The sequence below is a fragment of the Streptomyces sp. NPDC059895 genome, from assembly GCF_042731035.1.
GTDB lineage: Bacteria > Actinomycetota > Actinomycetes > Streptomycetales > Streptomycetaceae > Streptomyces.
This window is the reverse complement of the sequence record NZ_JBHWKO010000044.1, coordinates 11,730-24,616: the sequence shown is the minus strand read 5'-3', so window position 1 is coordinate 24,616 and position 12,887 is coordinate 11,730. Positions and strand designations below refer to the sequence as shown.

8 protein-coding genes are annotated in these 12,887 nt (G+C 75.4%); 4 read left to right on the top strand and 4 right to left on the bottom strand.

Translation table 11 applies throughout. The annotated features are described in order from the left end of the window. The first annotated feature begins 30 nt into the window (after positions 1 to 30). From ACFV9M_RS33830 to ACFV9M_RS33820, 3 genes are all read left to right on the top strand, one after another. Positions 31 to 1,107 (top strand): adenosine deaminase, encoded by a 1,077-nt coding sequence (locus ACFV9M_RS33830; RefSeq protein ID WP_385074874.1) that lies wholly within the window; start codon positions 31 to 33, stop codon positions 1,105 to 1,107. Between the two features lie 14 nt (positions 1,108 to 1,121). Continuing rightward, on the top strand, positions 1,122 to 1,811 hold the full coding sequence (locus ACFV9M_RS33825; RefSeq protein WP_385074872.1) for a glycerophosphodiester phosphodiesterase: 690 nt from the start codon (positions 1,122 to 1,124) through the stop codon (positions 1,809 to 1,811). Between the two features lie 315 nt (positions 1,812 to 2,126). Further along, a complete protein-coding gene (locus tag ACFV9M_RS33820) occupies positions 2,127 to 3,317 on the top strand; it encodes a serine hydrolase domain-containing protein (protein ID WP_385074869.1) in 1,191 nt (396 codons plus the stop codon). Here ACFV9M_RS33820 and ACFV9M_RS33815 read toward each other — a convergent pair. After that, positions 3,310 to 3,834 carry a hypothetical protein gene (locus ACFV9M_RS33815; RefSeq protein WP_385074866.1) on the bottom strand — a complete coding sequence of 175 codons (525 nt, stop codon included), beginning with the start codon at positions 3,832 to 3,834 and terminating at the stop codon, positions 3,310 to 3,312. The two genes, ACFV9M_RS33820 and ACFV9M_RS33815, sit on opposite strands and share 8 nt — an antisense overlap. A 101-nt stretch (positions 3,835 to 3,935) precedes the next feature. Beyond that, positions 3,936 to 9,767 carry a TIR domain-containing protein gene (locus tag ACFV9M_RS33810; RefSeq protein WP_385074863.1) on the bottom strand — a complete coding sequence of 1,944 codons (5,832 nt, stop codon included), beginning with the start codon at positions 9,765 to 9,767 and terminating at the stop codon, positions 3,936 to 3,938. Between the two features lie 137 nt (positions 9,768 to 9,904). Between ACFV9M_RS33810 and ACFV9M_RS33805 the strand changes: the two genes are divergently transcribed. Beyond that, positions 9,905 to 11,344, top strand: coding sequence for an SLC13 family permease (locus ACFV9M_RS33805; protein ID WP_385074860.1), 1,440 nt, complete (start codon positions 9,905 to 9,907; stop codon positions 11,342 to 11,344). On the opposite strand, the gene ACFV9M_RS33800 is transcribed toward ACFV9M_RS33805, so the two are convergent. Together ACFV9M_RS33800 and ACFV9M_RS33795 are read right to left on the bottom strand one after the other, a co-directional pair. Continuing rightward, complete coding sequence (locus tag ACFV9M_RS33800; protein WP_385074857.1) at positions 11,307 to 12,245, bottom strand: inositol monophosphatase family protein; 939 nt, start codon at positions 12,243 to 12,245, stop codon at positions 11,307 to 11,309. The two genes, ACFV9M_RS33805 and ACFV9M_RS33800, sit on opposite strands and share 38 nt — an antisense overlap. Further along, positions 12,217 to 12,879 carry a hypothetical protein gene (locus ACFV9M_RS33795; protein ID WP_385074854.1) on the bottom strand — a complete coding sequence of 221 codons (663 nt, stop codon included), beginning with the start codon at positions 12,877 to 12,879 and terminating at the stop codon, positions 12,217 to 12,219. The genes ACFV9M_RS33800 and ACFV9M_RS33795 overlap by 29 nt, the downstream gene beginning before the upstream one ends. Between the last annotated feature and the right edge of the window lie 8 nt (positions 12,880 to 12,887).

Sequence of the window (12,887 nt, the reverse complement as noted above, 5' to 3'; positions counted from 1 at the left end):
TCCCGCCCGCCCGTACCGACTCCGCCTACGATGGCCCCGACCCACCGATCAGCCGATCACGGGAAGGCCCCGTTGACCACCCACCTGCGCTCCTTCATCGCCGGTCTGCCCAAGGCCGAACTGCACGTCCACCACGTCGGCTCCGCGTCCCCGCGGATCGTCTCCGAACTGGCCGCCCGGCACCCGGACTCCAAGGTCCCCGCGGACCCGGAGGCCCTGGTCGACTACTTCACCTTCACGGACTTCGCGCACTTCATCGAGGTGTACCTGTCCGTGGTGGACCTCGTCCGCACCCCGGAGGACGTCCGGCTCCTCACCTACGAGGTGGCCCGCGACCTGGCCCGCCAGCAGGTCAGATACGCCGAGCTCACGATCACCCCCTTCTCCTCCACCCGGCGGGGCATCGACGACCGCGCCTTCATGGACGCGATCGAGGACGCCCGCAAGGCGGCGGAGGCCGAGTTCGGCACCCTCCTGCGCTGGTGCTTCGACATCCCCGGCGAGGCCGGCGGCCAGGCCGCCGAGGAGACCACCCGCCTCGCCACCGACGACCGCGTCCGCCCCGAGGGGCTGGTCTCCTTCGGCCTCGGCGGACCGGAGATCGGCGTGGCGCGCCCCCAGTTCAAGCCGTTCTTCGACCGGGCGATCGCCGCGGGCCTGCACTCGGTGCCGCACGCCGGGGAGACGACCGGCCCGCAGACCGTCTGGGACGCCCTCACCCATCTGCGCGCCGAGCGCATCGGGCACGGCACCAGCTCCGCCCAGGACGACAAGCTCCTCGCCCACCTCGCCGAGCACCGCATCGCGCTGGAGGTGTGCCCGACCTCCAACATCGCCACGCGCGCGGTGCGCACCCTCGACGAGCACCCGGTCCGGGAGTTCGTCAAGGCGGGGGTCCTGGTCACCATCAACTCCGACGACCCGCCCATGTTCGGCACGGACCTCAACAACGAGTACGCGGTCGCGGCCGGCCTGCTCGACCTGGACGAGCGGGGTCTGGCCGAGCTGGCGAAGAACGCGGTGGAGGCGTCGTTCCTGGACGAGCCGGGCAAGGCGCGGCTGCGGGCGGAGATCGACACCTACACCGCGGGGTGGCTCGCCGGCTGAGGACAATGGCCCCCATGCATCCCGATTCCGTGACGGCCGTGGCCCACCGCGGCGCCCCCTACCGCTTCCGCGAGAACACCCTCGACTCGCTGCGTGCCGCCCTCGCCCTGGGCGCGGACGCGGTCGAGATCGACGTACGCCTCACCAGGGACGGCGTGCCCGTGCTGCTGCACGACGAGACGCTGGAGCGGTTGTGGGAGCGGCAGCGGCCGTTGCTGTCGCTGACGGCGGCGGAGGTGCGCGGGCTGACGGGGGGCGGGGTGCCGACCCTGGTGGAGGCGCTGGCGGCGACCGGGGACCGCAGGGTGATGCTGGATCTGCCGGGCACGCGGGACGTGCGGACGGCGCGCCGGGTCGTGGACGTCGTGCGGGAGGCGGGGGCGGCGGACCGCGTGTACTACTGCGCGGACGCCGCCGCGATGCTGGCCGTGCGCGCCGCCGACCCGGCGGCCGAGATCGCCCTGACCCGCACGACCCTGGCGCCCGCGCGCCCGGCACTGCTGGAGGCGGTGCGGCCGCGCTGGCTCAACTACCGCTTCTCCCTGGTCGGCCGCGATCTGGTCGCCCGGGTGCACGACGACGGCTATCTGGTGTCGGTCTGGACCCCCGACACCCGCCGTTCCCTGCGGCGCCTGCTGGACCTGGGCGTCGACTCCATCACGACGAACCGGGTCGACCTGCTCTGCGGACTGCGCGGGACCTGACCGGCGTACGCCGGCCCCCGGCAGGCACGGCCCCCGGCAGGCACGCATCCGGCACGGCACGGCCCCCGGCAGGCACGGCATCCGGCACGGCACGGCGTCAGGCACGGCATCCGGCAGGCACTGCCCCCGACAGGCACGGCATCCGGCGCGACACCGGGAAGTCAGGGTCCGACCCTGACAACTCCCCCACGGGGCAGAGTGGTTGACCCAGGGTTCAGCCCGGGTCGGCCGCCCTCCTCGGTGACGATCCGGCCGGACGGCTACCGCCGGAGGATGATCACGTCCGTGTCATCCGCAGTCCTCGGGAGCCTCCGCATGCGCGCTCGACGCCGCACGACCGTCCGCACCACGGCCCTGGCGGCCGCCCTCGTCCTCGCCCTCGGCGCGGGCCCGCTCGCCGCCCCCGCGTTCGCCTCGCCCGCCTCGTCCGCGCCCGGCTCGTCCGCGCCGGCCGCCGCCTCGCCCGGGGCGCACGGCCCGGACGAGACGGCCCTGCGGGCCGCGCTCGACGGCCTTCCCGACCGGGACGCGACGGCCGCCCTGGTGCGGGTGGGCGGAACCGACGGCCGCTGGCGGGGCAGCGCGGGCGTGCACGACCTGGCGAGCGGCCGCCCGGCGGACCCGGACGCCCGGTTCCGGGCCGGTTCGACGACGAAGGTGGTCACCGCGGCGGCGGTCCTGAAACTGGCGGCGCAGGGTGGGATCGACCTGGACCGGCCGGTCCAGCGGTATCTGCCCGGCCTCCTCGGCGGGGACTTCCGGCCGGTCACCGTACGGCAGTTGCTGAACCACACCAGCGGCATCCCTGCGGGCGACGGCCTCGGGACCACGTTCGAGGAGCTGTACGCGCACCGCTACGAGACGCTCTCCCCGCGGCAGGTGGTGGCGTCGGCGGCGGCGAAGGGGCCGGAGTTCCGTCCCGGCGGCGCGCAGCACTACCTGAACATCAACTACACGATCCTCGGCCTGCTGATCGAGAAGGTGACCGGGCGGCCGTACGCCACGGCGGCCGGCGAACTGGTCCTGGCGCCCGCCGGCATGCGGGACACGTACTTCCCCGGCACCGACCCGCGCATCCTCGGCCCGCACAACCACGGCTACCAGGCGGTGGCCGGGGCCGACGGGACCACGGAGTTCGTCGACGTCACGGAGTGGAACCAGGCGGACCGGTTCGCGGCCGGGGACATGATCTCCACGACCGCGGACCTGGAGCGGCTGCTCACCTCGCTGTTCCGCGGGCGGATCGTGCCGGGGCCGCAACTGCGGGAGATGTTCACGGTGCCGGCGCACATCGAGGGCGCCACGTACAGCGCGGGGTTCCAGCGGTTCGCGTTCGAGGGGAAGGTCTACTGGCTCAAGTCGGGCGGCCGGTACGGCTACAACACGATGCTGGGCGGCACCCGTGACCTGAGCCGCACCCTCGTCTACTCGGTCAACTCCACCGACGCGAAGGGCGAGGACCTGAATCCGGTCGCCGGGCGGATCGCGCTGGCCGCGCTCAAGTAAGAGTCGGCACGGGGGTGTTCGGGGCGGTGAGGGCCTCCAGGCGCTTGATCTTCGCGCGGACGGCGTACAGCGGGATCACCCCGAACACCCCGAACGACATGTCGATGACGGTCCACCAGAAGGGGATGCCCCGGACCGGTCCGCAGATCAGGGCGAGCGGGACGACACCGGCGCAGGCGATCATGCCGAACTCGACGACCCAGATGTTGCGGACGGGGTCGCGGTACGGGCCGTAGAACGCGACGGCGATGACGAGGTGGGCGAAGGCCAGCCAGTCGGTGCCGTAGAGGACGAAGGGGTACTCGGCGTCGACGGTGTCGAGTCCCCGCCGGACGCGCTCGATCCACTCCATGAGGGCGGGCAGGTGGTCGGGGACGGACAGGGCGCGCAACGCGTCCTCCGTCCAGCGCAGTTCGTGCACCAGGGGGAAGGCCGTGGCGCCGCTGAGCACCAGGCACACGACGAAGAAGACCAGCCAGGCGCGGATGCCCCTCAGAAGGGCGGCTCTGTCGCTCATGACGGCAGCGTACGCCTGCATTTGAACATGTTCAAAACTATTTCCGGGGACTCCGTCGGCGCGGCCCGGCGAGGGGCGCCGAGGAGTGAGGGGCGCGTCCCTCAGCCCAAGGGCTCCTCCAGCGGCACGTTCCGCACCCCGGGCAGGTGCCCGTCCAGTTCCCCGGGCTCGAACCGGCACATGCCCACCGCGTGCCAGAACTCGCCCGTGACGTCGCCCTCGAACTTGTAGCCGCCGGACGGCGACAGCGCCGCCCAGCCGCCCGGCAGTCCGACGAGGGTGGCGCGCAGGCCGGCCGGGGCGCCGCCGGGGACGTTCCACAGCCGTACCGTGCCGTCCTCGCCGCCGCTGGCGAGCAGGGAGCCGTCGGGGCTGAACGCGACCGCCAGCACACGCCCGGTGTGGCCGGTCAGGACGGCGGTGGCGCGTCCGGTGCGCGGGTCCCACAGACGGACCGTCCGGTCGTCGCCGGCGGTCGCCAGCAGGGGGCGCAGCGGATGCGCGGCGGCCGTCCACAGCTTGCCGGTGTGCCCGGTCAGCCGGTGGGCGACCGCCCCGTCCCGCCAGATCACCGCCTGCCCGTCCCAGGAGGCGCTGGCCAGCCAGGAGCCGTCGGGCGCGAACGCGACCGCGTACACCCGGTCGGCGTGCCCGTCGAGAACGGCGGTGACGCGGCGGGCGGCCAGGTCCCAGATCCGCACCTTGCGGTCGTCGCAGCCGGTGGCGAGGACCGCCCCGTCAGGCCGGAAGTCGATGGAGCGGACCCGGCCGTAGTGCTCGGTGACGGTGACGACGTGGGCGCCGGTGGCCCGGTACCAGAGCCGTACGGTGTCGTCGTCGTTGGCGGTGGCCACCAGGGTGCCGTCCGCGCTGAACGCCTCGGCCCACACGTGGTCCGTCTCGACGTCCATCTCGCGCTGGTACTCGCCGGTCCCGGCGTTCCACAGGTACAGGTCGCCGTCGCTGCTCGCGGTGGCCAGCAGGGCGGGATCGGCCGGGCTGAACGCGGCGGAGACCAGGCGGTCGCTGTGCCCGGTCAGGTCCCGCAGCCGCCGCCCGGTGGCGGCGTGCCAGATCCGGACGTGGCCGTCGTTGGCGCCGACCGCCAGCAGGGAGCCGTCGGCGCTGAAGGACAGGCTGCCGATCCGCCGCCCGTGGCCGCGCAGGATGCGCCGGCCCTGGCCGGTGGCCGGGTCCCACAGGCGTACGACGCCGTCGTTGGCGCCGGTCACCAGCAGGGAGGCGGCCTCCGGGGCGGGTGCGTCGCCGTGCGGGCGGAACTTGCACACCCAGACCGAGCCCCGGTGTTCCGCGGGCTGCCGGCCGAGGGGCACGGCGACCGGGTCGGCGTCCGGCGTGACGCGCCACAGCCGGACGACGCCCTGGCTGTCCCCGGCGGCGAGCAGCGTCCCGTCGGGGTCGAACAGCACCTGGTACACCGCGCCCCGGCAGCCGCCGAGCAGCCCCGCGCCGGCCCCGGCGGCCAGGTCCCACAGCCGCACCTCGCCCTCGGTGTCGCCGCTCACCAGGAACCGGCCGCCGGGATGGAAGTCCAGCGTGTAGACGCGCCCCGCGTGCCCGGTGAACGTGTGCAGCACCCGCCGCCCGGCCACGTCCCACACCCGGACCGTGCCGGCCCGCCCGGTGCCCATGTCGCCGGTGGCGAGCAGGGTGCCGTCCGGGCTGAACCGGGCCCGGAACACCGCGCCCCGGTGGCCGGGCAGCTCCCCGGCCGGCCGCCCGTCGGCGAGGTCCCACAGCCGTACGGCGGCGGAGGCGTCGCCGGTGACCAGGGTGGCGCCGCCCGGCCCGAAGGCGACCGTGTAGACGGGCGCGGCGTGCCCGGGCAGCCGGTGCAGCGCCTCGCCCGTGGCCGTGTCCCACAGGGTGACCACGCCGTCGGCGTCCCCGGTCGCCAGCAGCGCCCCCTCGGCGTCGAGGACGACCGGCCAGACGCCCGCCGGGTGGATCTCCAGCCGGTGCCGGCACACGCCGGACACCGGGTCCCAGAGCCGTACGGTCCCGTCGGCGCTGCCGGTGGCCAGCACCCGCTCGCGGAACTTGACGGCGTAGACGCGGTCGGTGTGGCCCTTCAGGGTGCGCAGGGCGGTGCCGGTGGCGGCGTCGCAGACCAGCACTCCGCCGTCCTCGCTGCCGACCGCGAGGAGTTCGCCGTCGGGGCTGTAGGAGATGGGCTCCGGCAGCCGGCTGGTGCGCATGTCGAAGCCGTACGGCACGCCGACGGCGGAGGGCCGGAAGCCGGAGTCGACGGCCATGCCGGGGGCGAGGGCGGCGACCGCCAGCTCGGGGGTGCCGGGCAGGTCGGGGCCGCAGGTCGCCGCGACGAGCGCCGCCCGCCGCCACCGGCCGCCCTCGACCCGGGCGCCGGTCAGGTCGGTGCGGATCAGCCGCGCCCGCCGCAGGTCGGCGCCGCGCAGGTCGGCACCGGTGAGGTCGGCGCCGTCGAGGCGGGCGCCGGTCAGCCGGGCGTCGCGCAGCACGGCGCCGGAGAGGTTGGCGCCGACCAGGCGGGCGTCGGTGAGGTCGGCGCGGGTGAGGTCGACGCCGGAGAAGTCGCGGTACGACAGGTCCTCGCCGGCGAGGGCGGCGCCGCGCAGGTCGGTGTGGGCGGGGACGCGCAGCCGGGCGAGGATCTTCACCGCGTTGGCGCGGGCGGTCTCCTCGCCCTCGTCGCCGCCCAGGGCCTGTTCGGCCCACTCCTGGCAGGCGCGGTGGTCGGCGAGGTCGCACAGGAACTCCACGGCGAGGCGGCTCAGCGGCCGCCTCGCCAGCAGCGCGGGGTCCCCGGCGGCGAGCCGCAGGGCGCAGGCGCGGGCGACGAGCCACTCCGTCACCGAGCCGTGGATGAACCGGAACACCCCGTCGTCGCTGCGCACCAGCAGGCTTCCGGAGCCGACCGCGTGGGCGGCCTGCGGCACGGACAGCCGGCTGTCGGTGAGCCCGCCGAGGGTCTCGGCGACATCGGTGAGCTCGTCCAGGCGCAGTGAGTCCTGGCCGCTCTCCCACAGCCGCAGGGCGAGCGCGGTGACCGCGCTCCACAGCTGGTCCAGGCCGAGTCCCGGGGCCCGGCCGGGGCCGCCGGCGCGCTGGGCCTCGAAGCCGAGCCAGGCGGTGAGGACCTCGTCGTAGAGGCCGGCGGGGCTGAGCGCCCGGCCGGCTCCGGCGACCGCGCGGAGCTGGTCGTCGTCGAGGTCGGCGACGAAGCCGAGCAGCCGGGGGTTGCGGCACAGGGCGAGCAGGTCGGGGATGGCGTCGAGGAGCCGCACCCGGCGGTCGGCGGCGCGTTCGTCGCCGTCGTAGCGGTTGACCAGGTAGGCGTGGATCTGGCGCGGGGTGAACTCCTGGACGGCCAGCACCCTGCGGTGCGGGAGGAGGCCGACGCGTTCGCCGAGGGCGGTCAGCACCTGGCCCTGGGAGCGGAAGTGCTGGGTGCGGCTGCTGACGACGATCTTCGCGCTGTCGACGGCGGAGTCCAGCAGGACCTGGAGCCGCTCGGCGGCGCGGTCGTAGGTGACCTGGGTGACCAGTTCGTCGAAGCCGTCGAAGAGCAGCACGATCCGGCCCTGCTGGAGCATGTAGCGGAAGGCGCGCAGGTCGATGGTGTCGACGCCGTGGGCGGCGAGGTGCGCGGCGACCAGGCCCTCGAAGGAGTAGGCCCGGTCCAGCGCGTTCAGCTCCACCAGCAGCGGGACCAGGTGCGGCAGTTCGGCCGGGACGCGGCGGGCCAGCTCGCGCAGCGCGAAGGTCTTGCCGTGTCCGAAGTCGCCGAGGAGCAGCAGGAAGCGGCCCTGGTCGGAGTCGAGGAGGCGGAGCATGGCGTCGACCAGGCCGTCGTGCTCCTCCGAGCCGAGGCGCTCCACCTCCCGGTACCGCTGCGGCAGGTACATGCCCGGGGGGTAGCGGGGGTCGGTGCGCAGCCGCTCGCTCTGGGCGGCGACGTAGCCGCGCAGGTCGAGCAGGCCCTGGAACTCGGTGAAGCTGCGGACCCGGACGCCTCTGCGGCGGGCCAGGTCGCGCAGTTCGCGGGCGGGCGGCGGGCCGTCGTGGACGAGTTCGGCCTCGGTCTCGGAGTCCGCCGCGTGGACCAGGGCGACGACCCGGTCGACGTCCTCGGCGGTCGGGGTGCCGGTGTGCACGGCGACCCGCTGCTGGCGGACGAAGCCCGACTGCTCCCAGGTGACGAGGAGTTGCGGCACGGCTCCGGCCACCGGGCGGATCTGGGCCCCCTCGTGCCGGGTGCGGCAGACCTCGGCGACGCGGTCGAGCAGCAGCTCGGCCGGGGACTGCAGGGCGCGCGGCTCGGGGTCCGCGGGGAGGCCGGGATCCGCCGGGAGGTCCGGTCCCGGTGCCCGGCCGTCGGGGCTCGGCCGGTCCGGGCCGGCGCCGAACACGCCGTGGGCCCGCCGCCACCGCGCCTCCCGCCGTTCCGGCTCGCGGGGCCCGTCCCAGAGCGCCAGTGCGTCACCGCCGATGTGCAGCAGCCGGTGCCGGCCGGGTCCGGCGGCGCCCAGGAGCGGCAGTTCGCCGGAGGAGGTGGTGAGGCCGGGGCGGGTGCCGGGGTCCGCCGGGCCGTGCAGGAGCAGGTGCAGCCGGGGCGCGGTGAGCCGGGCGAGGACGTCGGTGTCGCGCAGCGGCCCGTCCCCGTCGGCGGCGCCGCCGCGCGCCGTTCCGGGCGGATGCCGCAGCGCCCCGATGCGCAGCCACCCCTCCTCCTCGTACGGGCGCAGCGCCTGGGCGAACCAGGCGGCCTGCTCGGGTCCGACCAGGCCGTACCGGTCGTCGAGGCGGTGGCTGTGGGCCATGGACGAGTTGAGCCCGGCGACCACGGTGCGCAGTTCGGGCACGGGGAACAGGGTCCAGGGCTGGTCGCTGTCGAAGACGGTGTCGAGGCCCTGGTACAGCTCCTGGAAGAGCCGGGAGAAGTGCCGCCACTTGGGCCAGTACGGCGGCCGGGGCGGCATCTCGTCGGCCTCGCAGGTGCTGAAGTAGGCCTGGCAGGCGGCCTGGTTGACGTCCCGGCCGCCGGGGACGACGGCGACCCGGTGCGGTTCGAGGCCGAGGAGCGCGCGCAGTCCGGTGAGGAAGGCGAGCGCCTGGTCGACCTCGCGGGGGCTGCCGGAGGCGGTCAGGTCGCCGGTCACCACCAGCAGGTCGGGGGCGGGGGCGCCGGCGTCGGTGAGCTCGACGAGGTCGCCCCAGATGGCCGCCTGGAGTTCGGCCGGGTCCTGGCCGCGTCCGAAGGCGGGGCCGGCCAGATGGAGCACGGTGACCGCCTCGCGCCCCCGGGCGCCCGCGGACGCGGGCGGGTACGCCGGTGGCGCCGCCGGTCTGCGCCGGCCGGCCCAGCCGGGCCGCCCGAGGGGCCGGCCCGGCGGCGGGACGGGCGGCGGGACGGGCGGCGGCGGGGCGGACGGGGACGGGGACGACGGCCCGTTCCCGCCCGGGTAGTCCGGCCGCAGGCTGGGCCGGGCACGGCCGTCGAGGGCCTGGCGGACCCGGGTGAGGAGCAGTTCTCGGGCGGCGGCCGGATCGGTGACGGGCACCAGGTCGACGTAGGTGATGGTGGCGAGCAGTCCCTCCACCGGGATGTCCTCGACCCGTACGGTGAGCAGCCGGCGCTCGGGGACGTCCGGGTCGGCGCGCAGGGCCGCCTGCCACTCCATCCGGCCGTAGCGGGACCGCTCGTAGTTGCGCGAGAGCACGGCGATGACGGCGGCCGACTCGCTGACGCCCCGGTCCATGAAGTCCACGAAGTTGGTGCCGGGGACGAAGTCCCACGCCTGAAGGACCGTGCGGTAGCCGGCCTCCTCCAGGGTCCAGGCGATCCAGGACGCCCAGCGTTCGTCCGCGGGCGAATAGCTGACGAAGAAGTCCAACGGCGCTGTCGGACCGGTGCTCTGAGGCTCCCCCATATATTCATGATGCAATGAGAGAGCGTCGATATGCACCGGTTTCACAGGCGGAATCCCGCCCGGACGGCTCCGGCGAAGGAACCGCGGGAGCAAGGGCCCCGGTCACAGGGGGGCACGGATGTGCGAGCCTTTCCCCCGTGAGTGGCTTTCGACGTCTGCACGTACTGGACCGGCTGGCGATCGGTCTGCTCGCGACCGGACTGGTGTGCCTGGCCACAGGGCTGCTGCCCACCGCTTCGGCGGCCGACGCGACGGCCCGTGTCGCTCCGCTGCTGGCGTTCCTCGGCACGGTGATCGTGCTGGCCGAACTGACCAGCAGGGCCGAGGTGTTCGACGTGGTGGCGGCCCGTGTCGCGCGCGCCGGCCGGGGCAGCTACCCGCTGCTCTTCCTCCTCTGCGTGGCCTTCGCCTCGCTCACCACGATCGCCCTGAACCTGGACACCACGGCGGTCCTGCTGACCCCGGTGATGCTGGCCCTCGCCTCCCGCGTCGGCATCGCGGCCGTCCCCCTGGCGATGACGACGGTCTGGCTGGCCAACACGGCGAGTCTGCTGCTGCCGGTCTCCAACCTGACGAACCTGCTCGCCGCCGACCGGGTGGCCCTGTCCCCGCTGGGCCTGGCGGGCCGCATGTGGGCGCCGCAACTGGCGGCGATCGCGGTGACGATGGCCTGTCTGTGGGTCTTCTACTGGCGCCGGGGACGGCGGGGCGCCGGACGGTCCGCCGCGGCGGGCCCGCACGGCGCGGGCGGCGGCCCGGGGGCGGCGCGCGAGGGGGACGTACGGGGGCTGGCGGACGTACGGGAGCGGGCAGACGTACGGGAGCGGGCAGACGTACGGGAGCGGGCAGGCGGCCTGGCGGGGGACGCCGTAGGGGGGCCGGAGGACGGCCTCCTGGTAGGGGACGCCGTAGGGGGGCCGGAGGACGGCCCGGCAGGGCAGGGCGTACGGACGGTGGACGCCGACCGTTACGTGCCGCCCGGTCCGCACCGGCCCGCCGACCCGGTGCTGTTCCGGGCCTGCGCCCTGGCCTGCGGCGGGTTCCTGCTGGCGATCCTGGTCGCGGACGTCGAGCTGTGGATCGCGTCCGCGACGGCCGCGGCGGTCGTGGTCGCCGCCTTCGCGGTCCGCGACCGCTCCGCGCTGCGGCTCTCCCTCGTGCCGTGGCGGCTGCTGGTCATGGTCCCCGGCATGTTCCTGGTGGTCGAGACGGTCAACGCCAACGGCCTGCACGACCTGCTGGCCGCCGCGGTCGGCGACGACGGCGGCCTCGGGGGCATGCTCCGCGCGGCGGGAGTGGGCGCCGGCCTGTCGAACGTCCTGAACAACCTCCCCGTCTACCTGGCCGGCGAGTCCGCCGTCCCGCTCGGCAACCACGACCAGCTGCTCGCGCTCCTCGTGGGCACCAACGTCGGCCCGGTGGTCACGCCGTGGGCCTCCCTGGCCACCCTCCTGTGGTTCGAGCGGTGCCATGCGTACGGGGTACGGGTGCCGGTGGCCCGGCTGATGGGGACGGGCGCCGTCCTCGCGGTCGCGGCGGTCACGGCGTCGGTGGCGGCGCTGACGGTGACGGGCTGAGGCCGGGGGCGGTCACCGGCCCGCTCTCCGCGGCGCCCGCGCCCGCCGCCAGCTCCAGCAGGTACGGCAGGGTCTGCGGCCGCCCCGCGACGAAGGAGCGCTCCGTGTCCGGTGCCCGGAAGTCCCCGCCGAACTCGCGCCCGTCGAGGTGCCGCACCGCGACCCCGGCCTCGCGGGCCAGGAGCGCCCCCGCCGGCAGATCGATCGCCTCGGCGCGGTAGCCGACGAAGCCGTCGATGTCCCCGCGGGCCAGCAGGGTCCAGGCCAGCAGCGGTGCCCAGAGCTGGAGCAGCCGCCGGGAGCCGAGTTCCAGGGTGTGCCGCAGGGTGCGGGCGGCACGGTCGTCGCGGCGGACCGCGTGCCCCTGGGTCCAGGCCAGCACCGGCCCGGCGGCGGACGGCGGGCGGCCCCCGCCGTCCGGCGCGAGCCGTCCGCGCGGCCCGTACGCGCCGCACCCCAGCCGCGCCGACCAGGTCCGCCCGCTCACCGGCTCGTGCACCACCCCCACCACCGGGGCCCCGTCGACGCACAGGGCGACACCGACCACGTAGACGGGCAGCCCGATCACCACGTTGTTGCTGCCGTCGAGCGGGTCCACCAGCCAGGTGCGGCCGCCACCGTCGCCGCCCGGCTCCCCGGCGGCGCCGGCCTCCCCCGACTCCTCGGCGAGGATCCGGTCGTGCGGGAACCGCTCCCGGATGCGGCCCACCACGACCTGCTCGGCCAGCAGGTCCAGGTCGGTGACGACATCGCCGAGTCCCCCCTTGGGGCGGGCGGCGAAACCGTCCGGGAAGCGGGAGCGCAGCAGCGCCCCGGCCTCCTCGGCCGCCGCCACCGCCGTACGGCACTCGCGGGCGTAGGGGGCCGCGGGATCAGTCGGGCGGGTCGGGTTCTGGCTCATGGATCCTCCTGAGGGCGGCCCGGGCGATCCGGGCGGTCTGGGCCGCGTCGCAGGTCCGGCGGACCATGCGGCGGCCCGGGGCCCGCAGCGGGCCCAGGGAGAGGTCCGCCCGGCCGGGCAGTGTCCGCCCCAGCACCAGGGTGGCGGCCGGACGTCCGTCCGGCACCACGGTGGTGTGGAACTCGCCCGCCGGAAGGTCGTAGGTCTGGCCGCGCGCGCTGGTCTGCTCGACGTCCGGCAGACAGCGCACCAGCCGGTCGGTGGGCCGCAGTTCGTCCACACCGGAGGGGTCGCTGCGCACCTCGAACACCCGGTGGGTGGGCTGCGCGGCCTCCTCGTGGACGCGCATCCGGCGGTTGCCCAGCCGCCCGTACAGCACGGTGCTCGTCAGGTTCCAGCTGTGCGAATGCACCTGATGGTCCCTCAGGACCGGGTCGGCCGGGCCGAAGACGTGCACGCACACGCCGTCCGCGCCGTCCCGCAGGACGGGCAGGCAGACGAACCCCAGCGGATGGCACACCGCGCGCAGCGCCCGCCGGCCGGTGGCGACCTCTTCCAACTCCGCGGCGGCCTGCCGCATCGCCTCACCGGCGGCGCCCTGCCGGGCGGCCCGTTCCAGGGCCGGGTAGTCCATCGTTTCCC